The 26,368-nt window shown below is 65.9% G+C and carries 25 protein-coding genes; 10 read left to right on the forward strand and 15 right to left on the reverse strand.

The features are described from left to right. The first annotated feature begins 135 nt into the window (after positions 1-135). On the forward strand, positions 136-1,188 hold the full coding sequence (locus tag G513_RS0110175; protein ID WP_022976739.1) for an alpha/beta fold hydrolase: 1,053 nt from the start codon (positions 136-138) through the stop codon (positions 1,186-1,188). 19 nt (positions 1,189-1,207) lie between these two features. Here G513_RS0110175 and G513_RS0110180 read toward each other — a convergent pair whose 3' ends face one another. The 3 genes from G513_RS0110180 to G513_RS0110190 all read right to left on the reverse strand — a co-directional run bounded on the left by G513_RS0110180 (position 1,208) and on the right by G513_RS0110190 (position 3,688). Then, entirely contained in the window at positions 1,208-2,308 is a 1,101-nt protein-coding gene (locus G513_RS0110180) for a 5-(carboxyamino)imidazole ribonucleotide synthase (protein WP_084711437.1), read from the reverse strand. Positions 2,309-2,328: 20 nt separating this feature from the next. Beyond that, positions 2,329-2,796, reverse strand: a complete 468-nt coding sequence (purE, locus tag G513_RS0110185) for a 5-(carboxyamino)imidazole ribonucleotide mutase (protein WP_051144382.1) — start codon at positions 2,794-2,796, stop codon at positions 2,329-2,331. Positions 2,797-2,944: 148 nt separating this feature from the next. After that, positions 2,945-3,688 carry an SIMPL domain-containing protein gene (locus G513_RS0110190; protein ID WP_022976742.1) on the reverse strand — a complete coding sequence of 248 codons (744 nt, stop codon included), beginning with the start codon at positions 3,686-3,688 and terminating at the stop codon, positions 2,945-2,947. Positions 3,689-3,877: 189 nt separating this feature from the next. On the opposite strand from G513_RS0110190, the gene sufT reads away from it, so the two are divergent. Beyond that, positions 3,878-4,426 carry a putative Fe-S cluster assembly protein SufT gene (gene sufT, locus G513_RS0110195; RefSeq protein ID WP_022976743.1) on the forward strand — a complete coding sequence of 183 codons (549 nt, stop codon included), beginning with the start codon at positions 3,878-3,880 and terminating at the stop codon, positions 4,424-4,426. Then, positions 4,423-4,806, forward strand: coding sequence for a Co2+/Mg2+ efflux facilitator ApaG/CorD (apaG, locus tag G513_RS0110200; protein WP_022976744.1), 384 nt, complete (start codon positions 4,423-4,425; stop codon positions 4,804-4,806). Before sufT ends, apaG begins: the two co-directional genes overlap by 4 nt. Before the next feature lie 12 nt (positions 4,807-4,818). Here the strand turns inward: apaG and G513_RS0110205 are convergent, their stop codons facing one another. The 3 genes from G513_RS0110205 to G513_RS0110215 all read right to left on the reverse strand — a co-directional run bounded on the left by G513_RS0110205 (position 4,819) and on the right by G513_RS0110215 (position 6,574). Continuing rightward, entirely contained in the window at positions 4,819-5,130 is a 312-nt protein-coding gene (locus G513_RS0110205; protein ID WP_022976745.1) for a hypothetical protein, read from the reverse strand. Between the two features lie 145 nt (positions 5,131-5,275). Beyond that, complete coding sequence (locus G513_RS0110210) at positions 5,276-5,926, reverse strand: thiol:disulfide interchange protein DsbA/DsbL (protein WP_022976746.1); 651 nt, start codon at positions 5,924-5,926, stop codon at positions 5,276-5,278. An 18-nt stretch (positions 5,927-5,944) separates the two neighbouring features. Then, positions 5,945-6,574: a c-type cytochrome gene (locus G513_RS0110215; RefSeq protein WP_022976747.1), complete on the reverse strand. Its 630-nt coding sequence runs from the start codon at positions 6,572-6,574 to the stop codon at positions 5,945-5,947. Positions 6,575-6,750: 176 nt separating this feature from the next. Here G513_RS0110215 and yihA point away from each other — a divergent pair, with 176 nt between their 5' ends. Then, positions 6,751-7,350 carry a ribosome biogenesis GTP-binding protein YihA/YsxC gene (yihA, locus tag G513_RS0110220; protein WP_033417425.1) on the forward strand — a complete coding sequence of 200 codons (600 nt, stop codon included), beginning with the start codon at positions 6,751-6,753 and terminating at the stop codon, positions 7,348-7,350. Between the two features lie 438 nt (positions 7,351-7,788). Here yihA and polA read toward each other — a convergent pair whose 3' ends face one another. The 3 genes from polA to lptM form a co-directional block, all read right to left on the reverse strand. Next, positions 7,789-10,623 carry a DNA polymerase I gene (gene polA, locus G513_RS0110225; RefSeq protein WP_022976749.1) on the reverse strand — a complete coding sequence of 945 codons (2,835 nt, stop codon included), beginning with the start codon at positions 10,621-10,623 and terminating at the stop codon, positions 7,789-7,791. Between the two features lie 72 nt (positions 10,624-10,695). Beyond that, a complete protein-coding gene (gene lysA, locus G513_RS0110230; protein WP_022976750.1) occupies positions 10,696-11,943 on the reverse strand; it encodes a diaminopimelate decarboxylase in 1,248 nt (415 codons plus the stop codon). A gap of 11 nt (positions 11,944-11,954) precedes the next feature. Next, the gene (gene lptM, locus G513_RS26460; RefSeq protein WP_156891527.1) at positions 11,955-12,203 is read right to left on the reverse strand and encodes an LPS translocon maturation chaperone LptM; all 249 of its coding nucleotides are present in this window, start codon (positions 12,201-12,203) and stop codon (positions 11,955-11,957) included. A 116-nt stretch (positions 12,204-12,319) separates the two neighbouring features. Here lptM and G513_RS0110240 point away from each other — a divergent pair, with 116 nt between their 5' ends. Next, a complete protein-coding gene (locus G513_RS0110240) occupies positions 12,320-12,994 on the forward strand; it encodes an alpha/beta hydrolase (RefSeq protein WP_022976752.1) in 675 nt (224 codons plus the stop codon). Here G513_RS0110240 and G513_RS0110245 read toward each other — a convergent pair. From G513_RS0110245 to dtd, 6 genes are all read right to left on the reverse strand, one after another. Next, positions 12,991-17,025 (reverse strand): translocation/assembly module TamB domain-containing protein, encoded by a 4,035-nt coding sequence (locus tag G513_RS0110245; protein WP_022976753.1) that lies wholly within the window; start codon positions 17,023-17,025, stop codon positions 12,991-12,993. The two genes, G513_RS0110240 and G513_RS0110245, sit on opposite strands and share 4 nt — an antisense overlap. Continuing rightward, positions 17,022-18,809, reverse strand: coding sequence for an autotransporter assembly complex protein TamA (locus G513_RS0110250; RefSeq protein ID WP_084711438.1), 1,788 nt, complete (start codon positions 18,807-18,809; stop codon positions 17,022-17,024). Before G513_RS0110250 ends, G513_RS0110245 begins: the two co-directional genes overlap by 4 nt. Continuing rightward, positions 18,787-19,716 (reverse strand): TraB/GumN family protein, encoded by a 930-nt coding sequence (locus G513_RS0110255; RefSeq protein ID WP_169560599.1) that lies wholly within the window; start codon positions 19,714-19,716, stop codon positions 18,787-18,789. Before G513_RS0110255 ends, G513_RS0110250 begins: the two co-directional genes overlap by 23 nt. A 22-nt stretch (positions 19,717-19,738) precedes the next feature. Beyond that, positions 19,739-20,629, reverse strand: coding sequence for a tRNA 2-thiocytidine(32) synthetase TtcA (ttcA, locus tag G513_RS0110260; protein ID WP_022976756.1), 891 nt, complete (start codon positions 20,627-20,629; stop codon positions 19,739-19,741). A gap of 124 nt (positions 20,630-20,753) precedes the next feature. Next, positions 20,754-20,933, reverse strand: a complete 180-nt coding sequence (locus G513_RS0110265) for a hypothetical protein (protein WP_022976757.1) — start codon at positions 20,931-20,933, stop codon at positions 20,754-20,756. A 22-nt stretch (positions 20,934-20,955) separates the two neighbouring features. Further along, complete coding sequence (gene dtd / locus G513_RS0110270) at positions 20,956-21,402, reverse strand: D-aminoacyl-tRNA deacylase (RefSeq protein WP_022976758.1); 447 nt, start codon at positions 21,400-21,402, stop codon at positions 20,956-20,958. A 37-nt stretch (positions 21,403-21,439) separates the two neighbouring features. On the opposite strand from dtd, the gene G513_RS22440 reads away from it, so the two are divergent. From G513_RS22440 to G513_RS0110295, 5 genes are read left to right on the forward strand one after another with little or no spacing between them, the layout of a single operon-like run. Continuing rightward, positions 21,440-22,321: a lysophospholipid acyltransferase family protein gene (locus tag G513_RS22440; RefSeq protein WP_033417426.1), complete on the forward strand. Its 882-nt coding sequence runs from the start codon at positions 21,440-21,442 to the stop codon at positions 22,319-22,321. 30 nt (positions 22,322-22,351) lie between these two features. Then, positions 22,352-23,302 (forward strand): ABC transporter ATP-binding protein, encoded by a 951-nt coding sequence (locus G513_RS0110280; RefSeq protein WP_022976760.1) that lies wholly within the window; start codon positions 22,352-22,354, stop codon positions 23,300-23,302. Continuing rightward, positions 23,302-24,045, forward strand: a complete 744-nt coding sequence (locus G513_RS0110285; protein WP_022976761.1) for an ABC transporter permease — start codon at positions 23,302-23,304, stop codon at positions 24,043-24,045. Before G513_RS0110280 ends, G513_RS0110285 begins: the two co-directional genes overlap by 1 nt. 8 nt (positions 24,046-24,053) lie before the next feature. Then, positions 24,054-25,439, forward strand: coding sequence for a GldG family protein (locus G513_RS0110290; RefSeq protein ID WP_028475383.1), 1,386 nt, complete (start codon positions 24,054-24,056; stop codon positions 25,437-25,439). Positions 25,440-25,455: 16 nt separating this feature from the next. Next, positions 25,456-26,361: a DUF4340 domain-containing protein gene (locus tag G513_RS0110295; RefSeq protein WP_022976763.1), complete on the forward strand. Its 906-nt coding sequence runs from the start codon at positions 25,456-25,458 to the stop codon at positions 26,359-26,361. Positions 26,362-26,368 lie beyond the last annotated feature (7 nt).

Raw genomic sequence — 26,368 nt, forward strand, 5'->3', positions numbered from 1 at the left:
TAGCAGATTGCGACCGTTCCGGACGGCCGCGGGCAAACCCTCAAGCCTGCGTTCGATGCGCGACAGAGCGGTGCACTCGGCTAGGCTCTCAGCCACCAGGGCAAGCCCATAAAACCCGGATCAGGAGGAGACCGCATGATCGACAACCCGTACTACTCGCAGGCCGTGCACGGCCCGTATGAAAGCTTCGACCTCGGCAATTTCGCGCTCGAGGACGGCGGCACGATCCGCGGCTGCCAGCTCGCGTACGCCACCTTCGGCACGTTGAATGCGGCCAAGGACAACGCGATCCTGATCACCACCTGGTTTTCGGGCACCTCGAAGATCATGGAACAGGTCTACACCGGCGCCGGCCGGGCGATCGATCCGGCGAAATACTTCATCGTCATCGTCAACCAGATCGGCAACGGCCTGTCCTCGTCACCGCACAACACGCCGTTCCCGGCCGGCATGGCCAACTTTCCGAAGGTGCGGATCGGCGACGACGTGCGTGCCCAACACCAGCTGCTGACCGAGAAATTCGGCCTCACCGAACTGGCACTGGTCACCGGCGGCTCGATGGGCGCCCAGCAGACCTACGAATGGGCGGTGCGCTATCCGGACATGGTCAAGCGCGCGGCACCCTTGGCCGGTACCGCGAAGAACACCATCCACGATCAGCTGTTCGCCGATACCCTGAGCGAGGCGATCACCTCCGATCCCGGCTACAACAACGGCTGGTACTCATCGCACATGGACGTTCGCGATGGCCTGCGCCGCCACGCGAAGCTCTGGGGCGTGATGGGCTGGAGCACCGAGTTCTACGCCCAGGGCCGCATGGCCGCGATCGGCTTCTCGTCGCTCGACGACTTCGTCACCAACTTCATGAACGGCTTCTTCGGCGTCATGGACCCGAACGCGCTGCTGGCGATGGCCTGGAAGTGGCGTAACGGCGATGTCAGCCGCCACACCGGCGGTGATCTCGCGGCGGCGCTCGGGCGGATCAAGGCGAAAACCTTCGTCATGCCGATTGCCACCGACATGTTCTTCCCGCCGGTCGACTGCGAGCGCGAAGCGAAATTGATTCCGGGTGCGGAGTTCCGGCCGATCCAATCGATCGACGGCCATCTGGCCTTGTTCGGCGCAGACCCGGGCTACGTCCCGCAGCTCGACAAGCATCTGGCCGAGCTGCTCGCGACACCGGTGTGAAGCGGCTCGCGAACGGGCCCTAACCGCCGTCCGGTAGGATCGCCAGCAGCCTGGCGAGCCGAAGCCGGAGGGCGGCAGCGTCCGGAGCGGTTACCGTCGCGTGGCCGATCTTGCGCTGCGGCTTCGGCATCTTGCCGTACAGGTGCGTGTGCACGCCTTCCAGCGCACTCGCCGCTTCCAGCTCGGGCGCCAGGCCGATGTAGTTGACCATCACCGAAGCGCCGCGCAGCGCCGTGGAACCCAGCGGCAGGCCGGCGATCGCTCGCAGATGGTTTTCGAACTGCGACGTTTCCGCGCCTTCGATGGTCCAGTGTCCGGAGTTGTGGACGCGAGGCGCGATTTCGTTGGCGATCAGCTTGCCGTCGGCAACGAAGAACTCGAAAGCCATCACGCCGACATAGCCCAGATGCTCGGCCACACGGCGTGCGTAGTCCTCGCCCTGCGCCTGCAGCGGATCGTTCACGGTCGGCGTGGCGGTGCGCAGGATGCCGGCGCGGTGAACGTTCTCGACCAGCGGATAGAAGGCCATCTGGCCGTTCTGCGCCCGCACCGCGAGGCAGGACAGCTCGCGCTCGAACGGCACGAAGGCTTCCAGGATCAGCGGCTGGCTGCCGATCGACGCCCAGGCGGCATCGAGATCGGCCGATATGCGCAGCACCGCCTGACCCTTGCCGTCATAGCCCATGCGCCGCGTCTTCAGCACCGCCGGCAAACCGGTGATGGCCACGGCGCGATCGAGATCGGCGCGCGAATCGACGGCAGCGTGCGTTGGCACCGGAATGCCCAGCGATACGAACAGCGCTTTCTCCGACAGCCGATCCTGACCCGCAGTCAGCGCCCGCGGCGCCGGGTGCAGCGGCACGCGGGCAGCGACGAATTCGGCAGCCGCATTCGGCACGTTCTCGAACTCGTAGGTCGCGATGTCGACCCGCGAGCAGAACTCGGCGAGCGCGGTCTCGTCGCCGTAGTCGGCGTGGATGTGTTCGCCCAGCGGCGCGGCACAGGCTTCCGACGCAGGATCGAGAAACACGAAATCGACATCGAGCGGATAGCCGGCCAGCGCCAGCATGCGACCGAGCTGGCCGGCGCCGAGCACGCCGATCTTCATTCCCGTTTTCATCGGAGCGTGGTCGCGGGTGATCAGGGCAGCGGCAGCGCGCCGTCGTTCAGCACTTTCGCAGTCTGGGCAGCGCGGAAGGCATCGAGCTTCGCTGCCAGAACTGGATCGGCGGTCGCGAGAATCGCGCAGGCCAGCAGCGCGGCATTGGTGGCGCCAGCCGCGCCGATCGCCAAGGTGGCGACCGGAATACCGGCCGGCATCTGCACGATCGACAGCAGCGAATCGACACCGGACAGCATCCGCGACTGCACCGGCACGCCGAGTACAGGCAAACGCGTCTTCGAAGCCGCCATGCCCGGCAGATGGGCCGCGCCACCGGCGCCGGCGATGATCACCTTCAGGCCGCGCGCCGCAGCGTTGCCGGCGTAGTCGAACAACAGATCCGGCGTGCGATGCGCGGAAACCACGCGGGTTTCGTAGGGCACGCCGAGTTCGCCGAGCATGCGCGCCGCGTGTTCCATCGTCTCCCAGTCGGAGCGGGACCCCATGATGACGCCCACCAACGGCGCGGGCTTGGATGCGGGTTCTGACACGTTGCGGGAATTCCGGTGACGGCTGGTACCAAGAGGGCGGCGATTATTTCACCGGCGCAGGCAAACCGCATCCTGACGCTGGTGAGAGACGATTGCGCTGGAATCAGGGCGCGACGAGATCGAAATCGGCGTTGACGCTGGCGTTGTAGCGAATCTGCCCGGCCGAGAAGCCAAGTGCCTCGTTGCCGGACTCCGGCGCTGCATCGGCTGCGGACATCATCAAGACACGGCTCTTCTGCGCCATCGGCGCCGGAACGAACTCGGCGTTGGCATTCAGCGTGTGGACGGCGCCGAGCTTCACACCGAGCGCATCGGCCAGCACCTTGGCCTTGGCGCGTGCGTCTTCGGCCGCCTTGGCCAGCGCTTCGCGAGTCAGCGCTTCGGCTTTCGAGGATTCCAGCTGCGGGTCCGACACGTTGTTGATGCCAGCAGTCGTCGCTTTCAGCAGCACGTCGCCGATCTTGTCGAGATCGCGCACGACGATCTCGATGCCGCGGGTCAGCTGGTAGCCGAGAAACTTGCGGCCGCCCTTGGCGCTGTAGTCGTACTGCGGCTGGATGCTCAGGCCCGCAGTCGAGATGTCGGCGTCGGCGATGCCCAGCGCTTTCACCTGCGCCAGATAGTCACGAACGATGCGGCTGACTTGATCCTGCGCGGCGCGCAGATCGAGCTTGGTGGTTTCAACCTGCATCGAGATACGGGCGCGATCCGGCGTGGCGGTCACTTCACCGCGACCGCTGACATTGACCGAACGGCGGTCCGGCAAGGTATCGGCGGACAAGGGCAGCGAGGTGGCAACGAGAAAGACGCAGCTCAACAGGGCCGCGGAAGCAGTGATGGGGCGCATGGCAGTTCGGGGCAGTCTTCGGAACGAGCCCGGATGCTGCAACGCCCGGCAGCGAACGGCAAGCGCGATCGCGCTTTGGAGGCTGCGCCGGGTCCCCGAATCCCCGGCGTTTGGAGACAAGGGCTAAACTTGAACGGATACGCCCGGATGTCCGGCGTGCCTGAGTTTGATTCCGAGCCTGAGCTGCCCATGTCGTACATGCACCAAACCGTGATCCTGAGCCGAGAAGTGATCGGCGTGCTGATTCCTGCCGGCACGCGGGTCGAGCTGCCCGAGGGCGCGGATGCAACCATCACGCAGGCACTGGGCGGCAGCTACACGGTCGAGGTGCAGGGCCATCTGTTCCGCATCGACGGCAAGGATGCCGACGCGCTCGGTTTCGAGCCGACCGGCGACATCATTCTTGCGGCCGATGCCAGCGAAGAGGAAGTGACCGCTGCGGTGCGCAAGCAGCTGGAAACGGTCTACGACCCGGAAATCCCGATCAACATCGTCGAGCTTGGCCTGGTCTACGACTGTCGCCTCGAACCGGCCGCCGACGACGGCTGGAAGTTGCACGTGGTGATGACCTTGACTGCCCCCGGCTGCGGCATGGGCGACGTGCTGGTAAACGACGTCAAGACCAAGGCGCTGCAAGTGCCGATGGTGCGCGAGGCGGACGTGGAGCTGACTTTCGATCCACCGTGGACGCAGGACATGATGAGCGACGCGGCCAAGCTGCAGGCGGGCTTCCTGTGACCAACACCCTGACCCGCGGCGTGCGCGTGATCGTGGCGCCTCGCTATGTGCCGGAGCAGTCCGAGCCCTCGCGTTCGCACTACCTGTTCAGCTACCAGGTGACGATCCGCAATGATGGCGACGAGACCGTGCAGCTGCTGTCACGGCACTGGATCATCACCAACGGTGAAGGCAAGACCGAGGAAGTGCGCGGCCTTGGCGTGATCGGCTTCCAGCCCAAGCTCGAACCCGGCGAACAGTTCCAGTACACCAGCGGCTGCCCGCTGACCACGCCGGTCGGCACCATGCATGGCAGCTACCAGATGGTCACCGATGGTGGCGACAACTTCGACGCGCTGATCGAGCCATTCCGGCTTGCCGTGCCGCGCGTTCTCAACTGACGCGAACTCGCTTCAGCGAACCGAGCCGGTGATGCTCGGGTCCATGCGGCGCAGCGCATCCAGCGGATTGGTCTCACCGGTCTGCCTCAATTCTTCTGCGCTGTAGCTGCGTCCGGCAACGCCGAGACAGTCGCGCTTCTTCGACTTGATCCGCGTGCCGGTGTCGCGCACGCAGTTCGGCTGCCGTGAATCGCTATCGTTCCTGGCGGGAGCCGATTCGGTCGGGGTCGACGGGCTTGCGGGTTCAGCCGCAGATGCGGCGCCAAGCAGCAGCGAACCGAGCGCAAGGCTGGCCAGCAGCTGGCGGACAGGGCTTCTGTTCATCGCGGGTTCTCCGTCATGGCCGCATCGGAAACGGTGCGGTAACAGCACCGTTCAGACCGTGGCCGAGGATAAGCCGTTCCCCGCGTTTCGATATCCAGCCTCCGAAACCGGTGCGCGACCGGTCCGGAGGCTAGGCATCAAATGCTTACTTGCGGCTCTTGCGGATCTTGTCGATCAGGAAATCGACGGTCTTTGCGGCGGTTGGCGAGCCGGGAACCGCGTAGGTGCCACCGACGATCAGGATCGGCACGCTGCGGATCACGTAGGTGCGAGCCAGCGCTTCGCCGCGGCGCATGCCGGAATCGACGACGAAACTCGCGGCAATGCCATCGAAATCAGCCGGCTTGATGCCGGCGACGGCGACATACAGCTCGCGGATCGCTTCCAGCGATGCCATCTGCTGATGTTGTTCGTGAATCGCGGCGAACAGCGGCTTGTGGGTCTTGTCGAGAATGCCGAGCGTCTGGGCGATGTAGAACGCGCGAGCGTGCACTTCACCTTCAGGACGGCCCAGCGTGTTCGGCACGCGGATGAAATCGACGTCGGCCGGCTTGGTCTTCAGCCAGGCTTCGACGGTTGGTTCCAGCGCGAAGCAATGCGGGCAGCCGTACCAGAAGAACTCCTCCACCGTGATCCGCTTCGGATCGGCCGGCTTCTGAGGCGACGGCACTTCGGTGTAGTCCCTGCCCAGCTGGAAATCACCGGACGGGGTGCTGTCAGCGGCGCTGCAGGCCACGCTGAACAGGGCAAGCGTGGCGAGCAGGCCGCCAGCGACGAAGTTCTTGAGGGTACGCATGAGGCTCCTTGGGTGGCCTTACTGCAGGCCTGACAGGTAGGAAGACAGCGCGTCGATCTCGGCATCGGTCAGATACTTCGCAACGGCGGCCATCATCAGACCATTGCCTTCCTTGCCGCGTTCCCCAGCACGATACGCACGCAGCTGGGTCGCCACATAGCCGCTGTTCTGGCCGCCGATATGCGGGTAGGCCGCGGCCGGATTGCCCGCGCCCTTCGGACCGTGGCAGGCCGAGCAGGCCGCCAGGCCGCGTGCGGCATCACCGGCGCGATACAGCTTCTGGGCGACCGGCACCGAAGCTTCGCTGGCGACGCCCGGCACGGCGGGCTGGGCCGCGAAATAGGCGGCGAGATCGGCCATGTCCTGATCCGACAGCGCAGCCGCCTGGCCGGCCATCACTGGATTGGCGCGCTTGCCGCCCTTGAAGGCGACGAGCTGGTTGTGAACGTACTTCGAACCCTGGGCGGCGAGCTTCGGCCACTCCGGATTGATGCCACCGTTGCCACCGGCGCCGTGGCAGGCGCCGCAGACCGCGGCCTTGGTCGCGCCGGCGGCAGCATCGCCCTTGACGAACGGATCCTGGGCGGCGCCTTCAGCAAACGCGGCGACAGGGACGCACAGTGCGAGGGCGAGCAGTACACGCTTCATGAAACACTCCGGCAGGCAAAGGCGCGTGGTGCAGGCCGCACTACGCGCATAATGATCAATTGGAGCGCGAATCTTACACGATGACCCCCGGTACAACGAAAGCAACAACGAAAGCGGCAAGCAAAGAGCCGGCCCCGACACCGCCGCCGAATCTCTACGCCCGTGCGAGGTTCCGGATGTCCGCCGCCCAGCTCAGCCAGCTGCCGACGGATGGCTGGCCGGAAGCGGCGCTGGTCGGCCGCTCGAACGCCGGCAAGTCGAGCGCGATGAACGTCATCTGTCAGCAACATGGTCTTGCGCGCGTATCGAAAACGCCCGGCCGCACCCAGCTGATCAATCTGTTCGACATCGAGGATCGTGCCCGCCTCATCGATCTGCCCGGCTACGGCTTCGCCCAGGTGCCGATCGCGGTCCGCAACGCCTGGGGCCAGCTGGTGGGTGGTTATGTCGAGAAGCGCGACGTGCTGAAAGGCATCATCGTGGTCATGGACATCCGCCATCCGCTCACAGAGCTGGACGTGCAGATGCTCGAATGGTGCCGCGATCGCCTGCTCAATGCGCATGTGCTGCTGACCAAGGCAGACAAGCTCAGCTATGGCGCCGCCAAGAACACGATGCTGAAAGTTCAGCGCGAACTGAAGGACTTCGATCCGAACATGACCACGCAGATGTTTTCGGCGACCGCCAAGACCGGCGTCGACGAAGCGCGGGCGCGGCTCGATGACTGGCTGGGGTTCGCGGCGCCTGTTTCGGACCCGATCGACGAACCCGGCTGACACCCGGGTAATTACAACCAGCCTGAACGGATTGGCAGGTTTGCCCGCGCTCGATTAGCATCAAGTCCTGGTTGTTGGCTGGCCGCTGATCGCCGGGCAAAAAAATGCCCGGTGGATCGGGGGAATCCACCGGGCAACGATTTCCGGCTTGGGGGAGCCGGAGGGGCATCCGCCCAGGGAGTGGGGGCGGAGAATGGGAAGGGAGTCACCATTCGCAATATCAGACTGGAGCCCGTGGAATTAGTTCGGCGGGAGTTGCGAAAAAATTCGGCGAAAGTCGAAAATTCTTCCAAAAAGATCGCAAATAGCGGATTTTGAAAGGATTATTTTTCGAAGTATTTTTCGGAATTTTGGGGTTGTGGCGCTGCAAGGCTGTGAAAGGCCGGTCCCGGGGGGGACCGGCCTTGTCGTTTCCGGCGTCCTCAGCCCGGCAAGAACTCAGCTCGCCGCACTGCTCGCATGGCCGGTCGCCACATGGGCGGCATCCCAATTCGCACCGATACCCCAGTCGGCGACCAGCGGCACTGCCAGTTGCGCGGCCTGGCACATCCGGGAAGCGATCGTCGGCCCCAGTTCGGAAAGTTGCGCGCGCGGCCCCTCGAACACCAGTTCATCGTGCACCTGCAGGATCATCCGCAGGTCCGGCGCGTGGGTCGGCAGCCACTCGGCGACATCGATCATGGCCCGCTTGATCAGATCCGCCGCGGTGCCCTGCAACGGCGCGTTGATCGCAGTGCGCTCGGCGTACTGACGCTGGGCGGCGTTGCGGCTCTGAATCTCCGGCAGATACAGGCGACGGCCGAACATGGTTTCGACATAGCCGAGTTCATGGGCCTGCGCCTTGGTGGTCTCCATGAAGCGCTTGACGCCCGGATAGCGGGCAAAGAAACGGTCGATGTAGTCCTGCGCGTCGCCGCGGCCGATGCCGAGTTGCTTGGCCAGGCCGAACGCCGAGATGCCATAGATCAGGCCGAAGTTGATCGCTTTCGCCGAGCGTCGCGATTCGGCGCTGACCTGATCGAGCGGCTGGCCGAACACTTCGGCGGCGGTTGCCTGATGAATGTCGATGCCGCGCCTGAAGGCGTCCTGCAGGCGCTCGTCGCCGGAGAAATGCGCCATCAGCCGCAGTTCGATCTGCGAATAGTCGATCGATAGCAGCGCGTTGCCGTCTTCGGCAATGAACGCCTGGCGAATGCGCCGACCATCGGCCGTGCGCACCGGAATGTTCTGCAGGTTCGGATCGTTCGACGACAGCCGCCCGGTTTGCGCCACCGCCTGGTGGTAGGACGTGTGAATGCGCCCGGTCTGCGGATTGACCTGCTTCGGCAGGTTATCGGCATAGGTCGATTTCAGCTTGGCCAGGCCGCGCCAGTCGAGGATCAGGCGCGGCAGCGGATGTTCGCTGCTCAGTTCCTCGAGCACGTTCTCGGCAGTCGACGGATCGCCCTTCGGCGTCTTGCTGACCACGCGCAGCTTCAGCTGATCGAACAGGATGATCTGCAGCTGCTTCGGCGAACCGAGGTTGAACTCGCCGCCCGCCGCCTTGAACACCTCCAGCTGCAGCTCGTCCATGCGCCGCGCCAGTTCGCCGCTGATCTTGACCAGCAGCGGCGCATCGACCTTCACGCCGGCAAATTCCATCGCCGCAAGCACCGGTACCAGCGGCATCTCGATGGTCTCGAACACGGATTTCAGCGACGCTTCCGCGGCGATCTTCGGATACAGCGCCTGATGCAGGCGCAAGGTGATATCGGCGTCCTCGGCCGAGTACTGCGTCGCTTCCTCGATCGCCACCTGGTTGAAGGTGATCTGGCTCTTGCCCTTGCCGGCCACGTCGCTGAAGGAAATGGTCTTGTGGCCGAGGTAGCGCTCGGCCAGCGTGTCCATGTCGTGGCGATTGCCGGCGGCATCGAGCACGTAGCTTTCGAGCATCGTGTCGAACGCCACGCCGCGCACGTCGACGCCGTGGCGCGCCAGCACGTTCAGGTCGTACTTGATGTGCTGACCGACCTTCGGCTTCTTCGGATCTTCGAGCAGCGGCTTGACCCGCGCGAGCACCGCCGTGCGATCGAGCTGCTGCGGCGCGCCGAGATAGTCATGGGTCAGCGGCACATACCAGCCATGGCCGGCTTCGGTTGCGAAGGCAAGGCCGACCAGGCCGGACTGCATCGCGTCGAGCGCATCGGTTTCGGTATCGACGCAGATCAGCTCGGCGGCTTCGAGCTTGGCGATCATGTCGGCCAGCGCGTCCTCGTCGAGGACTGCGATGGCCTGGGTCTTGGCGGAGGGTGGAAGCTCTGCAACTTTCGGCGCCTCTTCCGGTGCGAACTCGGGAAGCACCGTCAGTTCCGTCTGCGAGCTGTCGCCCGCGGCGATCGCAGGGGCAGCCGTTGCAGATTTGGGCTGCGGCAGATTGCCGAGTTCCTCCAGCGCCCGATGGAAACCGGAATTGCGATAGATCGTCGCCAGCTTGTCGATGTCCGGCGCACCTGGCACCAGTTCCTCGAGCTTCAGCGGCAGCTCGACATCGCAACGGATGGTCGCCAGATCGTGCGACATCGGAATCTGCGCAATCGCATCGCGCAGCTTCTCGCCGACCTTGCCCTTGATCTCCTCGGCCCGGGCAATGATCGCGTCCAGCGAGCCGTACTCGGTCAGCCACTTCGCGGCGGTCTTCGGGCCAACGCTCGGCACGCCCGGGATGTTGTCGCTGGTGTCGCCGATCAGCGCCAGGTAATCGACGATGCGTTCCGGCGGCACGCCGAATTTCTCGACCACGCCAGCCGGGTCCATCACCCGGTTCTTCATCGTGTCGACCAGCTTCACGCGCTCGTTGACCAGCTGCGCCATGTCCTTGTCGCTGGTGACGATCAGCACCTCGTGACCGGCCGCTTCGCCGATCCGGGTCAAGGTGCCGATCACGTCATCGGCTTCGACGCCGGACACCGACAGCACTGGCAGGCCCATCGCCTTGACCATCTCGACGATGATCGGCCACTGGTGCAGCAGGTCCGCCGGTGTGGCATCGCGATTGGCCTTGTAGGCCGGATAGATGTCCTCGCGGAAGGTCTTGCCCGGTGCGTCGAAGATCACCGCGATGCGCTCCGGCGCGTAGTCCTTCTGCAGGCGCTTGAGCATGTTGACCATGCCGAAGATCGCCCCGGTCGGCTCGCCACGCGGGTTCGAAAGCGGTGGCAGCGCGTGATAGGCGCGAAACAGCCAGCCGGCGGCGTCGATCAGCACCAGGGGCTTGGCAGCAGGGTTCGTCGTCATCGCGGCAGCCTCGGGTTCACGGCCGCAAAGCCTAACTCAGCGGCCGGATGAACCGGGCGACAACCTAGGCGATCAGGGCAGCAAGGTCTCGTTCTGCACCAGATCGTCGAAGCTTTCCCGCGCCCGGGCCAGGTGCATGGTGTCGCCATCGACCAGCACCTCGGCGGCGCGGCCGCGCGAGTTGTAGTTGCTGCTCATCGTGAAGCCGTAGGCGCCGGCCGTGCGGAACGCCAGCAGATCGCCTTCGGTCAGTGCCAGCTCGCGATCACGGGCCAGCCAGTCGCCGGTCTCGCAGACCGGACCGACCAGATCCCAGGTCTTCGCTTCCGCGTCGCTGTGCTGCGCGACCGGTATCACTGCATGCCAGGCGTCGTAGAAGCTCGGCCGGATCAGATCGTTCATCGCGGCATCGATGATCGCGAAGTTCTTGTGCGCGCCCGGCTTCAGCAGCTCGACCCGGGTCAGCAGCACGCCGGCATTGCCGGCGATGGCGCGGCCTGGCTCGGTCATCACCACCAGCTTGCGGCCGGCGAGCTTCGGCTTGATCGCCGCGGCCCATTGCAGCGGCGTGGGCGGCACTTCATCGTCATAGCGCACGCCAAGGCCGCCGCCGACGTCGATGTGATGCAGCACGATGCCACGCTCGGCCAGGCGATCGATCAACGCCAGCACCCGATCCAGGGCATCGAGGAACGGCGACAGCTCCAGCAGCTGCGAACCGATGTGGCAGGCCACGCCATCGATGGCAATGCCAGGCGAGGTCGCGGCCAGTTGATAGAGACGCTCGCCTTCGGCGATGTCGACGCCGAACTTGTTTTCCTTCAAGCCCGTCGAGATGTACGGATGGGTCTTGGCATCGACATCCGGATTGACCCGGAAGGCGATGCGCGCGGTCTTGCGCTGCTTCGTCGCCAGTGCCGACAGGCGATGCAGCTCGACTTCCGATTCGACGTTGAAGCAGTAGATGCCGACCTTCAGCGCCAGCTCGATCTCGGCAGCAGTCTTGCCGACGCCGGAGAACACCACTTTCGCTGGATCGCCGCCGGCCTTGAGCACGCGCTGCAGCTCGCCGCCGGAGACGATGTCGAAGCCGGCGCCGATCCGCGCCAGCACCTGCAGCACGGCGAGGTTGGAGTTCGCTTTCACCGCGTAGCAGACGCGGTGCTCGACGCCGTTCAGCGCTTCATCGAACGCGCGGTAGTGGCGTTCCAGCGCGGCACGGGAATAGACGTAGGTCGGCGTGCCATGAGCGGCGGCGATCGCCGACAGCGGCACGGCTTCGGCGCGCAGCGCGCCGTCGCGGTATTCGAATGAGTCCATGGATGACGCGATCAGGGTGTGGTCGAGGCGGGTGCGGCGTCGGCCGGCGTTGCGGCTGGAGTTGCAGCAGCTGGCGGAGCGGCAGCGGGCTTGGCGTCAGCTTTCTTCTTCACGTTCGGATTGCTGCCGATCAGATAGCCCTCGCCTGCCGGCGCATCGGCCGGCATGTGCAGCGGGCCGGTCTGGCCGCAGCCGGCCAGAATCTGGCTCAGAGCCAGCGTGGCAAGCAACGAAACGGCGACCAGCACACGAGCAGACATCGAAGAACCCCGAATGAAGCGATGGCGAAACTGCGAACTCAAGTTTAGCAGCCGTTGCCGTGGCTCCTGCGCGCCCACACAATCGCGGCCGAACCGAAAACTTCAGGAACGCCCGCGTGAAAAAGATCGAAACCGATGCCGCAGTCACGCTGGAACCGGCAGCGCCCGCCAATGCCGCGGTGATCTGGCTGCATGGCCTTGGTGCCGATGGTCATGACTTCGTGCCGATCGTCCCCGAGCTGAGCCTGCCGGCCGGCATCGAGGCGCGCTTCATCTTTCCGCATGCGCCGGTGCGCGCGGTCACGCTCAACGGCGGCGCCCGGATGCGCGCCTGGTACGACATCAAGAGCCTGACCCGCAGCGATCAGCAGGACGACGTCGGCATCCGCGCCTCGGCTGCGACCCTGATGGCGCTGGTCGCCGAGCAGCGCAAGGCCGGCATCGCGGCGAAGCGCATCGTCATCGCCGGCTTTTCGCAGGGCGGCGCGATCGCGCTGCACGCTACTTGCCGGCTCGCCGAGCCGCTGGCCGGCACCATGGCGCTGTCGACCTATCTGCCGCTGCACGACACGCTGCCGAAAGAGCTGACCGAAGCCGGCAAGGCGACGCCGATCCTGATGTGCCACGGCACCGCCGATCCGGTACTGGCGCTGAAGCTCGGTACCGACAGCCGCGATGGCCTGCGCAGCTGGGGCCTGAAGATCGACTGGCACGAATACCCGATGGGTCATTCGGTCTGCGCCGAGGAAGTCGACGACATCTCGGCCTGGCTGGCGAAGGTGCTCGTCTAGGGCGACTTGGCGGGCTCCGGTTCGCGCTCCAGCACCGGCTTGGACTTGACGGCATCCGGGCTGCGTTCCGGATCCGGCGCCGGCCCGGCACTGGGTACGGCATCGACACCGGGCCGCGGATTGGCGGCCGGTTTCTGCAAGCCGCGCTCGGTGGTGTAGATGAGGTCGCCGCCGCTGGCGGTGCCGCTTTCGGTCGACAGCTTGAAGCCGCGGCCGAGCGTGTACAGCATCCGGAACGTGTAGCCCTCCTGGAACAGGCTGATGCCGTAGCTGACGAACAGTCTCGGCGTCAAGTACTTGCCGAGCGTCAGCTGGGCAGCCTGGGCGTTGGCATCGACTCCGCCGCTGGCGCTTTGCGATCCGGCGATGCTCTGGGCGTTCGCCGCCACCTCGGAATTGGTCTCGGCGACGCTGCCGACCGACAGCTCGTCCAGTCCCACTTTCTTGCCGAGCAGACCGGCCAGGTAGTCGCCGCCGCCGAGGCCGAGACTGAGCGCGGCGCTCGACACCATGCTGCGATCCTGCGAGGAACTGGTTTCCAGCGAACGGCCGAGCACCAGCCAGCTCAGCTGCTGCTCGCGCGGCAGGATCGGGCTCGACTGCAGGCTCAGTTCCGGCTTCGCCAAGGTGCCGCGCACCCGCACGCCGACCTTGATGTCCTCGCGTGGCTGGCGCGTGGCATAGAGATCGACGGCCGGCGTCTTCACCGGCCCGCCGCTGAAGATCAGCCGTCCGGTCTCGATGCTCAGATCCTGGCCGTAAGCCTGATAGCGGCCGTCGATCAGGCGCAGTTCGCCCCGGCCCAATGCATCGAAGCCCGGCCGTTGCGACACCGTCACGCCGCCTTCGATGCGCGTCTTCAGGCCGAAGCCCTCGATGCGCACCTTGTCGCCCAAGGTCAGGCGCAGTTCGACGAACACCGGCAGCGGCACTTCCTTCGGCGGCACCACGACGCCGACCAGCACCTGGTCTTCACTGGCATCAATGCCGCTGTCGCCGCCCAGACCCTTCGGCGTGATGTCGGCGCGTGGCACGCCGAGTTCGCCGGTCAGCCTTGCGCCTTCGGCATTGCGGACCAAGCGCAGGTCGGCATCGATCCAGGCGCGCGCTTCGGCGGTATTCATCGCCTGCACGTCCTTGCCCTTGATCGTGAAATCGGCGGACAGCGGCGTCGAATACGGATCCAGCGTGCCGGCGATGTTCAGGGTGCCGCCGCCGGAGTTCAGGCTGCCTTCCAGCGCCAGCGGCGCCTGATTGCGCGCATGCATCTGCAGCGCGACATCGGTGAGTTCGATGCCGGCGACCACCAGCTTGGCGCGGCCTTCGCTGAGCTTGAGATCACCTTCCAGGCGCGGCTCGCCGACGACGCCGGACAGCACGAGATCGCCGGCCAGCCGGCCATCGAGCTTGTCCAGCTGCGGCAGCAGCGGTTCCAGGAACGCGAGGCTCGGCACATCGAGGCGGATGCTGCCACCCAGCGCGCGCGCCTTGAAATCATCGCCGGGTGCGGCGTTCAGCTTCGCTTCCAGCGACGCGCCGGCCATCTTCAGGTCCGCCGTCGCTTCCAGACGGCCATCGACCTGGCGCGCCTGCACGCTGCCGGTTTCCAGTTTCAGCAGCGGCGCGTCCGGCAATTGCAGCGAGGCCTCTCGGAGATTCAGTGCGGCTTCGGCCTTCTGCAGATTGCCGCTGCTGAAATCGATCGAACCGGTGCCGTCGATGCTGCCGCTGATCCGTGTCTTGGGATCGAGGAACGGCTGCAGCGCGGAAAGCAGCAGGCGATCGATGTTCCAGCCGATGCGGGCGCCGTCGGCGAGCACGTTCTGTTCGAGATTGAAGCAGGCATGTCCGTCCGTGCTGGTCAGGCAGGCCAGTTCCAGGGCGCGGCGTTTCTCTCCGACCAGGATGCCGGCCGGCTTGTCGAGTGCCCAGGCTGACAGGCCATCCGGCGTCAGCGCCAGCTGGTTCAGCTCGCCGCCCCACTCGCCACGCACCCGGTCATAACCACCCTGCAGGCCGAGCTTGGCGCCGCCGCGCTCGGTGGCGGCTTCGAGCACCACGCCGTGATAGACCTCCTGCCCCGTGGCGGTCAGGCTTGCGCTGGCGATCTTCAGGCCGACATTGGCCTCGCGCAGCGTCACTTTCAGGTTCGAGGTGGCGACCAGCGGATCGAGGTCCGCCGTCCAGTCCAGGTGCTGCACGGTCTGCTCGCCGAACACGATGTTGCCGAGTTCACCTTTCGAGACCAGATGAGGCTGCTCGATGCTGCCGTCGAGGGCGAAATCGAACGCGGCGCGGCCGCGCAGCTCGGGCAGCAGCGCGGCCAGGTCCGGGCTGTTGAAGCTGCCGCGCAATGCAAACGGCGGCGTCGGCTGGCCGGATACATTCAACCTGGTGCCGCCGGTTTCCAGCTGCACGGTGTCGAGCGTGACCACCGTGCTTTCCGGAGCGAGCAGCGCGCTGCCGACAGCGGCGAGCTTCAGCGGATACTGGCGCAGGCGGGATTTGTCGATCAGCGCGTCGAAACGCAGCGGTGCGGCGGGATCATCATCGGTGGCGATCAATACCTTGCCGTTGATGTCGCCGGGCCAGTCGGGTGCGACGAGGCCGGGGTCGAGATGGCTGATCAGCGCCTGGAAGTTCAGCTTCAGTTCCGGCGTCCAGCGCACCTTGCCGCTGGCTTCGACCTTGCCCTTGCCGGCCACCAGCTTCAGCGCTTCGAGCTGCGCTTCACGGGTGTCGGTGACGCCGTTGGCATCCAGGCTGAACGGCTGGCCGCGCAGCGAGGACTTCTCGAAGCGGCCATCGAAAGCGATCTGCGGCTCCTCGCCGATCATCTTCGTCGTGGTGGTGATCCGGCCGTTCAGATCGCCCGGGAAATCGGCGACGAACCAGGAAGGATCGACATGCTCGAAGCTGGCGACGATCTCTGCCGACAGTGCTGGCGACCAGCGCACTTCGCCGCTGGCGTTGATCGAACCGGGCTGCGGCGCGGCCTTGCGCTTCTTGTCGGTCACCGCGAGTGCGACCGGCAGCGCATCGAGCTTCAGCGAATCGATCTTGGCACTGACCAGGCTGCCGCTGCCGCCGGTCACCAGCTTGGCCGAGAACGCCTGCATCGTCGCGCTGGTCGCCAGGGTGTAGCGGTAGTCGTCGAAGCTGCCGTCGAAAGTGGCAGCGCCAATCAGGTCGCTGACCATCGGCTGCTGCTTGTCTTCGAGCACCAGCGGCCAGCGCAGGCCGGTCCACTCCAGCTTCAGCGCGCTGGCCACCGCGTTCAGACCGTAACGGCCCTTGGCGTGCAGGCTGTAGCCGTCCGCCGCCGGATCGGCGCCGGTCACGCTGAGCTCTTGGAAATCGATCTGCTCGACGCCCATCTGCGCCTCGGCCTTTGCCTGCAACGGGCCGGTGATCGGCAGGCCGCTGGTCGTGAGCGTGGTGACGCTGAGCTGGCTGCCGAGCCAGCTGGCGATCAGCCGGGTGCTGTCGATCACCAGCACATCAGGACTGCCGGCCGGCGCATCGGCCGAGGCGTGCAGCACGAAGCCGGTCAGGGTCGCGCTGTCGATGACGACGTCGACCGGCAACTTCGCCGGCAGTTGTGTCGGCGTCGGCGGGCGTGGTGGATCGGCCGGCCGGCCCGGCGTCACTGCCAGCTCGTCGATCTCGATCAGCTCCGCATGCAGACGGCCGCGCAGCAGGCTGGCCGGCTGGTGGCGCAGCTTCAGCCGGCCGATGGTGACCAGCAGGCCGTCGCTGCTCGTGTAGCGGAAATCATGCAGCTCGACGTTGTCGAGCAGCCGGCCGTTGGCGCGGCCGACGGTGATCATCCCGCCGGTCAGGCTGCTGAGCTGCGCCAGGCCGAAGCGCAGGCCGCGTTCGCTGCCGATGACGAAGATCAGCGTGGCGATCAGCAGCAGCACCGGCACGCTCAGCCCGGCAAACAGCCAGCGGCCCCAGCGCACCGGTGGGCGCGGTGGCGGACGCGGTGGCGGGCTTTCCATCGGGCTGTCCGGCGTGGTCGTGCTCACAGGCCCACCTGCACGCCGAGATGCAAGCGCACCGGTGGCGAACCGGGATCGAAGGGATGGGCGAGATCGAGCGCGAAGGCCCCGAACGGCGCGCGATAGCGGAAGCCAAGGCCGGCGCCGACGCTCGGGTCGACCAGAGGCTTGTCGTTGGCATCGCCGGCATCGACGAACGCGGCAACGCCGTATTCCTGCAGGAAGTACCAGTCCAGCTCGGCACTCGCGGTGGTCAGATAGCGGCCGCCGATCACCCGGCCGTTGGCGTCTCGCGGGCCGAGCGATTGATACGAGTAGCCGCGCACGCTGCCGTCGCCGCCGGCGAAGAAACGCTGCGACGGCGGCAGGTTGTTGAAACTGCCGACCCAGGTTGCGCCCTGGTCGACGCGGACTCTCAGGAATAGACGCCGGGCGAGATCGAGCACGCCGCGCAGCTTGATCATGCCCTGCACGAAGTTGGTATCGGACAGCAGCAGGTCCGAACCGCCGTGGAGATCGGTGAACGCATACCAGCCGCGCCGCGGGAAGATCGGATCGTCGCCCTCGGTGTGGTCGAGCGAGATGCCGGGTACCAGCAGCTTGGAGCGCTGGCGCGGGCTTTCCTTGATCGAATATTCATCGAAGGTGTATTCGAGATAGACGCGCCGCTGCCAGGTCTTGCCGCGGCGGTTGTAGCTGGTGCCGATCCGGTACAGGGTTTCCTTGATGTCGCTGAAATCCTGGGTCAGTGCCTGGGTGGTGAAGCTCACCGAATCGCTCGGCAGATGGCCGAACGGCACCCGGTATTCGGCCACCGCGGTGGAGATGCGCGGCGACACGCGAAGATCGGTGCGCAGCTTGTGGCCGAGACTGTTGATGCGGCGGAAGTCGGCGCCGACTGACGCGCGCGGGCCGCTGTCGGTGCCGTAGCCAAGGCCGTAGCGATAGCTGCGCGGCGCGCGTTCGGTGGTGTTGATCACCATCGGGATGCGGCCGTCTTCATCGGCCTTTTCCTTCAGCCCTTCGATGTCGACGGTCTGGAAGTAGTCGAGATCGCTGAACGCGAACTGGGTGCTCAAGACCTTCGCTGGATCGTAGTTTTCGCCGGGCTCGAAGGTCAGGTAGTTGCGCAGGAAAGCATCGCGCAGCTTGAGGCCGCCTTCCTGCTCGATGCTGATCTCGCCGAACTGGTAGCGGCGGCCGCTGTCGAGCGTCAGCAGGATTTCGGCGCTGTTGTTCGGCACGTCGATCTTCAGCTCGCGCCGGGTCAGCTTGGCGTCGAGCAGGCCCAGGCTGTAGGCGGTCTGCACGATGCGCGTCTTCAGCGTCTCGTATTCCTCGTGCTTGATCCGCTCGCCCAGCTTCAGCGGCCGTGGCCGGTTCTTGATCTGGTTCAGCGGCGGGTCTTCAGCGCCATCGCCGATGATCTGGAAATCGATCAGCGAGATCGCCGTTTCCTGCCCGGCATCGATCTGATACTCGACGACCCAGTCCGGCTTCGCGCCTTCGAGCTTCGCCGTCACCTTGGCGTTGTACCAGCCGAACGGCTGCAGGGCGCTGAGGATTTCCCGCTCGCCCTGCTTGAACAGACGCTCGACATCGGCAGTGTCGTATTCGCCCTTGTCGGCGTCGATGCGCTTGGCGTATTCGAGGATCGACAACTTCGCGTAGGCGTTGTTGCGCTCGTCCGGCCCCAGGTTGCGCACGCGCACGTCGACGCCGGCTTTCACAGGCGCTGCTGCGGCCAGCAGCACCAGGCCGGCCAGCCAGCCGAGCCGCGGCCAGCAACTAGCGGCGCGCAATGACGGCATCGAGCTCAAGGCCTGCTTTCTGATCGATGTCGATCGCCAGATAAGGGCGCACCTGATAACCGGCCGCGGTCAGGCTGGCGATCAAGCCATCCGGCCCCAGCCAGTGCGCTGCGCCGACGACGATCAGCTGCCGCTCCGGCAGTTTCAGCCGGCGCTTCAGCTCCGGCAGCCAGGCGCGATTGCGCCCGGCCAGCAGATGTTCGTAGACCGCCGGATAGTCGTGTTTCATCTCGGCGATCAAGGCTTCGATGCCGCTGCTGTCGTTGTTGCGCCAGGCGCGATACATCTCCACCGGTTCCTCGGCCTTCAGGCCGTTGTCGGCCAGCGCGGCGTCGAGAAACTGCGTCGACAGCGGCTTGGCCATGTCGGTGAACAGGGCAATATGGCGCTCGGGGGCTTCGAACCAGGCCATGCTCCGGCCATCGGCCACGGCGGCATCGTGCAAGCGGCGGTCAAGACCGTACTCGCCGCTGAAGCCGGCGCGCTGGTAGGCGTACAGCTCCAGCGACAGCGCACAGAACCAGGGTCGATAGGTCTCGCATTGCGCGGTCGGCATGCGCAGCACGCGCATCCGCTGGCGCAGGCGGCGCAGGGTGCCGACATCGATCTCGGCGGCAATGCCTTTCGGCGCCGTGGCCGCTTCCAGCATCTGCGCGCTGAGCTTGCGGCCCTGCAAGGCGTCGATATCGGATTCGAAGACCAGCGCATCGGCCGAGCGATAGGCCTGGACGATGCCCGTCGGCAGGCGCCCCGCCGCACTCGGCAGCAGATGCACCGAGCCGAGCAGATAGTGGGTGGCTTTCGCGCCCTTTACCTGCCACAGGAAAGGCGCGTCGGATTCGGCCTGCGCAGCGTTGCTCGCCAGCAGCACGCACAGGCCGAGCAGCAAGCCGCGCGCAGCGGTCACCACGCGGCCTCGATGCCGCGGCTCAAGCAGCATCATCAGCTTCGGTGGCCGTGCTGCTGTCCGATTTCAGCCAGTTGCCGAGTGCGGCGCCCCCATCAAGACCGCCGTCGAGGCCCGCAAAATCGAAGGTCTTGGCATCGGCAAGCTGCGATGGCGCCACGTTCTGCAGCGCCGCGAAGATGTGCTCGATGCGGCCCGGGTGGGTCTTCTCCCAGTCGCTCATCAGCTTGCGCACCTGCACGCGCTGCAACTGATCCTGCGAGCCGCACAGGGTGCAGGGGATGATCGGGTACCGGGCGATGCGCGCGTATTCGATGATGTCCGCCTCGCGCACATAGGCCAGCGGCCGGATGACGATGTGCTTGCCGTTGTCGCTTTTCAGCTTCGGCGGCATCGCTGCCAGCTTGGCGTTGAAGAACAGGTTCAGGAAGAAGGTGGCGACGATGTCGTCGCGGTGATGACCGAGCGCGATCTTGTTGTAGCCGTTTGCCTCCGCCCATGAGTACAGCGCGCCGCGCCGCAGCCGCGAGCACAGGCCGCACATGGTCTTGCCTTCCGGTACCACACGCTTGACCACCGAATAGGTGTCCTGCTCGATGATGTGGAACGGCACGCCGCGCGCTTCCAGGTATTCCGGCAGCACGTGTTCCGGGAAACCCGGCTGCTTCTGGTCGAGATTGACGGCGATGACCTCGAACTTCACCGGTGCGGCATCGCGCAGCATCAGCAGCACGTCGAGCATCGTGTAGCTGTCCTTGCCGCCGGACAGGCAGACCATCACCCGATCGCCGTCACGGATCATCTGGTAATCCATGATCGCCTGGCCCATCTGCCGGCGCAGACGCTTGACCAGCTTGTTGCGCTCCAGGCGCTGGCGCGGATCGCGGTCGATCGACGGCGCAGCGGGAGTCATGGCCGAGGGGGATTCGGCGACAAGATCGGAAAGGCTTACGGCAGACATACGGAACACTTGGGCAAACGGCGAGACCGAATGATGCGGTAGCGATAGCCGGCTTGTCGAAAGCCGGGATCGCCCATCAGCCGCCGCCCGGCGGCTTGTCCTTCGGCGGACCCAGCGCCGCACCCCACTCGTCGTCGCCGATTACCCGGCCCATGTGACGGGTCAGGAAGGCGAGCTGCTCGGGGTCGAGGGGGGTGCGTCCGTGCTCGTCGGCGCTGGCCTGGTCGTCGTCATCGTGCTTCGGCTTGTCGGTCATCTATTCGATTCCTTGAAGGGTTTCAGGCTTCCAGCCAGAACGTCACCGGCCCATCGTTGACCAGACTGATCTGCATGTCCGCTCCGAACACGCCGCTGGCGGTGCCAGGCCAGATCTTCTGAGCTTCGCTGACCAGGCCGGTATACAGCGCCCGGGCTTCGTCCGGGGCTGCGGCCGGCGTGAAGCTGGCGCGAGTGCCGGAGCGGGTATCCGCCGCCAGCGTGAACTGTGAGACCAGCAGCAGGCCACCGCGTTCGGCGCCGAGATCACGCAGGCTCTTGTTCATCCGGCCTGTGTCGTCCTCGAACACGCGATAACTCAGCAGGCGTTCGAGCAGGCGCGAGCCACGGGCGGCGGTGTCGTCGCGTTCGATGCCGATCAGCACCAGCAGGCCGCGTTCGATGCGCGCCATCGTCCGGCCGTCGATCTCGACCTTGGCGCCACTCACACGTTGCAGGAGTCCGATCATCGAGAGCGTGGAGAGGCGGTCGGGCAATAATGGCGGGATGCAGACTGTACTTCGCGCGCTGTTCCTCCTGCTCGGCTATCTGCCGCTGGTGCTGCTGCATGCGCTCGGCAGCGTGCTGGGCCGGCTGCTGTGGTGGCTGCCGAACGGCCTGCGGCGGGTCACCGAGCTGCATCTGGCCCGCTGCCTGCCGGAACTCGATGACAAAGCCCGTAGCCGTATCGCCCGCGCCAGCCTGATCGAAAGCGCGAAAGCGGTGCTCGAAGCGCCAGCCGTCTGGTTCGGGCCGGTCGGCCGGCGCAGGCGCTGGCTGGCCGATCCCGCGGCGCTGGCGACAATCCAGGCCGCGCAGGCGCAGGGCAAGGGCGTGATCCTGCTGACACCGCATCAGGGCGCCTGGGAGCTGGCCAGTTTCTTCTGCGCGCAGGCCGCGCCGATCACCGTGCTCTACAAGCCGCAGAAGGGTGCTGCCGATGCGCTGATCCGCGAGGGTCGCGCGCGCGGCGCCCTGGTGACGCCGGTACCGACCACCGGCGCCGGCGTCAAGGCCTTGCTGGCGGCGCTGAAGCGCGGCGAGATGGTCGGCATCCTGCCCGATCACGATCCGCCGGAGTCTTCCGGCACCGTGTTCGCGCCGATGTTCGGCATTCCGGCCAACACCATGGATCTGGTCACCAAGCTCGCTGCCCGCAGCGGCGCGCCGGTGCTGCTGATCGTGGCCGAGCGCCTGTCAGGCGCGCGTGGCTTCCGTTTTCATCTGTGGCCGGCGCCCGCCGACATCGCCGATGCAGCAACCGGCCCGGCAGTGATGAACGCTGCGGTCGAAACCTGCGTGCGGGCGTTCCCCGAGCAGTACTGGTGGAGCTACAAGCGCTATCGTCGGCGACCGTCGGGCGAGCCGGATTTCTACCGCCAGCCGTAGACCGCTGTCCTGTCCAACCACTCCGCAACCATGGCCCACGAATTCCTGATCGAAGCACGCGGGCTGAGCCGTCGCTACGGCAGCCACGTTGCTGCCCACGACATCAGCCTGTCGCTGCGCAAGGGCGAAATCCTCGGCCTGCTCGGCCCGAACGGCGCTGGCAAGTCGACGACCATGAAGATGCTCGCCGGCGTGCTCGCGCCCAGCAGCGGCACGGTGACCATCAACGGCGTGTCGCTGGCCAATGATCCGAAGCGCGCCAAGCAGAGCCTCGGCTATCTGCCCGAGCTGCCGCCGGTCTATCCGGAGCTGACCGTCGACGAATACCTGCGCTACTGCGCCGGCCTGCATGGCCTGCGCCGCAGCGAACGCGCAGCGGCCCTGCAGCGGGCGAAACAGTCCTGCGGCTTGAGCGAGGTCTCGCGGCGGCTGATCGGCAATTTGTCGAAGGGTTATCAGCAGCGGGTCGGCATTGCCCAGGCGATCATCCATCGCCCGGCAGTGGTGATTCTCGACGAACCCACGGTCGGCCTCGATCCGATCCAGATCCTGGAAATCCGCCGGCTGATCAAGGCGCTGGGCCAGGAGCACGGCGTGATCCTGTCCAGCCACATCCTTCCGGAAATCCAGGCGGTCTGCGCCCGGGTGATGATCATTCACCGCGGCCGGCTGGTGTACGCCGAACCGCTTGCCACAGGAGGCAATGAAGGCTTCCGGACGATCATCGCCGGCTTCCTGCGAATGCCGGCCTTCGATGTGCTGCTGGGCTTGCCCGGTGTCGGCGAGATCGAAACGCTGACCGGCAGCCAGGTTCGCATCACCGTCACCAACAGCGGCGATGATCCGCGCGCCGCGATTGCCGACGCTGCTGCTGCGCGTGGCTGGGGCCTGATCGAGCTACATGCCGAACGGCGAACGCTGGAAGAAATCTTCGTCGAACTCAGCGCTGGCGACGCCCACGCCTTGCAGGAGGCCGCCTGATGCCGATCGTCTTCACCATCGCCCGCACCGAAGCGCGGCGCATCTTCGTCTCGCCGCTCGCCTGGACCGTGCTCGCCGTGCTGCAGAGCATTCTCGGCGTGGTCTTCCTGCTGCTGATCCTCGACTACGCGCAGAACCCGCGCGGGCCGGAATCCTCGGTCGGCTTGTCGGACTACATCGGCGGCGGCCTGTATTCGTTCGCCACCCTGGTCCTGCTGCTGGTGATGCCGCTGCTGACCATGCGGCTGTTCGCCGAGGAGCGGAAGAACGGCAGCCTGACCTTGCTGCTGGCGTCGCCGGTGTCGCTGATCGAGATCGTGCTCGGCAAGTTCCTCGGGCTGTTCGCGTTCATCGCCGCGACCATCCTGCTGCTGGCGGCGATGCCGCTGATGCTGCTGGTTGGCTCCAACCTCGATCTCGGCCGCATCGCTGCCGGCCTGCTGGGCTTGAGCCTGATGATGATGGCGCTCGGCGCTGCCGGCCTGTACGTCTCCACGCTGACGCGTGAACCGACGATTGCCGCAGTCGCCAGCTTCGGCCTGCTGCTGATGCTCTGGCTGATGCAGGTGCTCAGTTCGCAGCCGGGCTGGATCGGCAAGCTGCTCGGCTATCTGGCGATGGTCGGCCACTTTGAGAACCTGCGGCGCGGCATCTTTTCCTCGGTCGACATCGTCTACTACCTGCTGTTCACGATCCTGTTCCTGTGGCTGGCCGTGCTGCAGCTGGACAGCGAGCGCAACTGATGGCGCTCATGAAGACACTCGCAAGCCGGCGTTTCCAGCGCCGCCTGAACACCGTGCTGATTGTGATCGTGGTGCTGCTCGCGGCGATGGTGTCGACGCGCTACAAGATCGAGGCGGACTGGACCTACGGCAATCGCAACACGCTGACCGAAGGCAGCCGCCGCCAGCTGGCGGCGATGCCGGATGCGATCCGCGTGCTGGTTTTCGACTACCCGAACAGCGAAACCCGCGGCGAAGTGCAGGCGCTGGTGGCGCGCTATCAGCGCGTGAAGAAGAACCTGTCGCTGGAGTTCATCGATCCCGGTGCCGAGCCGATCAAGGCGCGCAGCCACAAGATCAGCCGGGCCGGTGTCGCGGTGCTCGAATATCAGGGCCGCCACGAGACGCTGGAGCAGCTCGGCGAAGCGGAAATCGCCGCCAGCCTGCAACGGCTCGCCGACGCCGGCGAACGCTACGTGCTGTTCCTGCAGGGCCACGGCGAACGCTCGATCACGCCGGGGCCGGGTGCTACCCAGTACGATCTCACTCTGCTCGCCGAAGCGCTAGCCGAGAAAGGTCTGAAAGTGCTGCCGCTGAACCTGCTGACCACGCCGAAGATTCCCGACAACACCTCGGCGCTGGTCATCGCCAGCGCGACTCAAGCCTTGCTCGACGGCGAAATCGCGACGATCCGCGCCTATGTAGAGGCCGGCGGCAATCTGCTGTGGCTGACCGATCCGGACTACCCCGCTGGCCTCGAACCGCTGGCCCAAAGTCTCGGCGTTCACTGGCTCAACGGCACGGTGATCTTCGCCAACTACGCCGCCGTCGGCTCGCCGAGCCCGGCCGTGTTCCTGACCGCCAGCTATCCGCCGAACCCGATCACCGGAACCTCGGCGGGGCAGTTTGCGAAGATCACCTCGTTCCCGCTGGCGCGCGCCCTCGAGTTCGATACGCCTGCGCTTCCGAAGGTGGCCGGCTGGACTTACGCGCCGATCATCGAGACCCAGGCCGACGCCTGGCTGGAGACCGGCAGCATCGACGGCGAGGTCGCCTTCGACAAGGACGTCGACCGCCGTGGCCCGCTGACCATCGGCTTGAGCATGAGCCGCGAACTTCCGGCCGCTGGCGAGCAAGCCAAACGCAATCAGCGCATCGCCTTGTTCGGCGATGGCGATTTCCTGTCCGACCTGATGCTCGAGCGCGATGGCAACAAGGCCCTCGCGGTCGCTCTGCTGCAATGGCTGTCGTCGCGCGATGCCCTGATCGACGTCGATGTGCCGCGCGCACCGGACATCGCCTTGAACCTGCCGCCCTGGGCGTTCTGGCTGGCCGGCGCCGGCTTCACCGCGATCATTCCGCTGTTGCTGCTCGGCTTCGGCATCGGCCGCTGGCTGATCCGCCGTCGCCAGTGACATCCGGAAACCCGCCATGAAAACCGCTACCGTCAATCTGCTGCTGGCGATCACCGCCGTCGGTCTGGCCAGCCTTGTCGTCGTCGACCAGACCAAGCAGGAAGAGAAGTTGTCCGCCGCGATCGCGCCGAAACCGCCGCTGACCGCCATCGACGGCAACGCCGTGCGCCACATCGTTTTGCACAACGCCGGCAGCCCGGACATCCAGCTCGAAAAGACCGCGATCGGCTGGCAGCTGACCGCGCCGGTGCAGCTGCCGGCCGATCTGGTCGAGATCGGCGCCATCACCGAACTGCTCGGCGCCGAAACCCATGGCGACATCGACGGCAGCAAGATCGAGCGCGCCAAACTCGGCCTCGATCCGCCGCACAGCCTCATCGAACTCGACGGCACCGTGCTCGCCATCGGCGACATCGAGCCGCTGAAGCAGAGCCGTTACGTCGAAGTGAATCCCGGCAAGCCGGATGCGCGCATCCGCCTGATCAATGATTTCCCACCCGAGCTGGTCGACGGCGAATTCACCGATCTCGCCAACAAGGCCCTGCTGCCGTTCGAGGCGGATATCGCCCGCATCGAAGTACCGGGGCTCATCGTCTCGAAAAGCCCGGTCGGTCCCGGCTGGACTTCAGCGCCTGCTACGGAAGCCGCGACCTCGCCAGCACTGCAAGCCTTGGTCGACGGCTGGCGCAGCGCACGGGCAATCTCGACCTTGCCGCCGATGGCCGAGAGCAGCGCTGCTGCGAAGACGGATGTTCGCATCACGCTCGCCGATGGCAGCGAGTACCGCTACGCCTTGATCGACAAGGCGGGTGGCCGCTATCTGCAGCGGCTCGATCTGCCCGTGAGTTACCAGCTGGATCCGGGGTTTGCGGAAAGCTTGCTGAAGCTGGTCCCAGCGCCTGCTGCTGCGCCGCGCCCTTAAGCTTCAG

This window comes from Nevskia ramosa DSM 11499 (genome assembly GCF_000420645.1).
GTDB classification, from domain to species: Bacteria; Pseudomonadota; Gammaproteobacteria; order Nevskiales; family Nevskiaceae; genus Nevskia; species Nevskia ramosa.

Bases quoted from the DNA above. Each gene is read 5' to 3' on its own strand.
- lptM (WP_156891527.1), bottom strand. From the start codon at position 12,203: ATGTCTGCTCGTGTGCTGGTCGCCGTTTCGTTGCTTGCCACGCTGGCT.
- G513_RS0110250 (WP_084711438.1), bottom strand. From the start codon at position 18,809: ATGCCGTCATTGCGCGCCGCTAGTTGCTGGCCGCGGCTCGGCTGGCTG.
- G513_RS0110290 (WP_028475383.1), top strand. From the start codon at position 24,054: ATGAAGACACTCGCAAGCCGGCGTTTCCAGCGCCGCCTGAACACCGTG.
- lysA (WP_022976750.1), bottom strand. From the start codon at position 11,943: ATGGACTCATTCGAATACCGCGACGGCGCGCTGCGCGCCGAAGCCGTG.
- G513_RS22440 (WP_033417426.1), top strand. From the start codon at position 21,440: ATGCAGACTGTACTTCGCGCGCTGTTCCTCCTGCTCGGCTATCTGCCG.
- G513_RS0110190 (WP_022976742.1), bottom strand. From the start codon at position 3,688: ATGCGCCCCATCACTGCTTCCGCGGCCCTGTTGAGCTGCGTCTTTCTC.
- ttcA (WP_022976756.1), bottom strand. From the start codon at position 20,629: ATGACTCCCGCTGCGCCGTCGATCGACCGCGATCCGCGCCAGCGCCTG.
- G513_RS0110265 (WP_022976757.1), bottom strand. From the start codon at position 20,933: ATGACCGACAAGCCGAAGCACGATGACGACGACCAGGCCAGCGCCGAC.
- G513_RS0110175 (WP_022976739.1), top strand. From the start codon at position 136: ATGATCGACAACCCGTACTACTCGCAGGCCGTGCACGGCCCGTATGAA.
- G513_RS0110205 (WP_022976745.1), bottom strand. From the start codon at position 5,130: ATGAACAGAAGCCCTGTCCGCCAGCTGCTGGCCAGCCTTGCGCTCGGT.
- G513_RS0110210 (WP_022976746.1), bottom strand. From the start codon at position 5,926: ATGCGTACCCTCAAGAACTTCGTCGCTGGCGGCCTGCTCGCCACGCTT.
- G513_RS0110295 (WP_022976763.1), top strand. From the start codon at position 25,456: ATGAAAACCGCTACCGTCAATCTGCTGCTGGCGATCACCGCCGTCGGT.
- polA (WP_022976749.1), bottom strand. From the start codon at position 10,623: ATGACGACGAACCCTGCTGCCAAGCCCCTGGTGCTGATCGACGCCGCC.
- purE (WP_051144382.1), bottom strand. From the start codon at position 2,796: ATGGGGTCCCGCTCCGACTGGGAGACGATGGAACACGCGGCGCGCATG.
- G513_RS0110180 (WP_084711437.1), bottom strand. From the start codon at position 2,308: ATGAAAACGGGAATGAAGATCGGCGTGCTCGGCGCCGGCCAGCTCGGT.
- G513_RS0110280 (WP_022976760.1), top strand. From the start codon at position 22,352: ATGGCCCACGAATTCCTGATCGAAGCACGCGGGCTGAGCCGTCGCTAC.
- G513_RS0110285 (WP_022976761.1), top strand. From the start codon at position 23,302: ATGCCGATCGTCTTCACCATCGCCCGCACCGAAGCGCGGCGCATCTTC.
- dtd (WP_022976758.1), bottom strand. From the start codon at position 21,402: ATGATCGGACTCCTGCAACGTGTGAGTGGCGCCAAGGTCGAGATCGAC.
- sufT (WP_022976743.1), top strand. From the start codon at position 3,878: ATGTCGTACATGCACCAAACCGTGATCCTGAGCCGAGAAGTGATCGGC.
- yihA (WP_033417425.1), top strand. From the start codon at position 6,751: ATGTCCGCCGCCCAGCTCAGCCAGCTGCCGACGGATGGCTGGCCGGAA.
- G513_RS0110215 (WP_022976747.1), bottom strand. From the start codon at position 6,574: ATGAAGCGTGTACTGCTCGCCCTCGCACTGTGCGTCCCTGTCGCCGCG.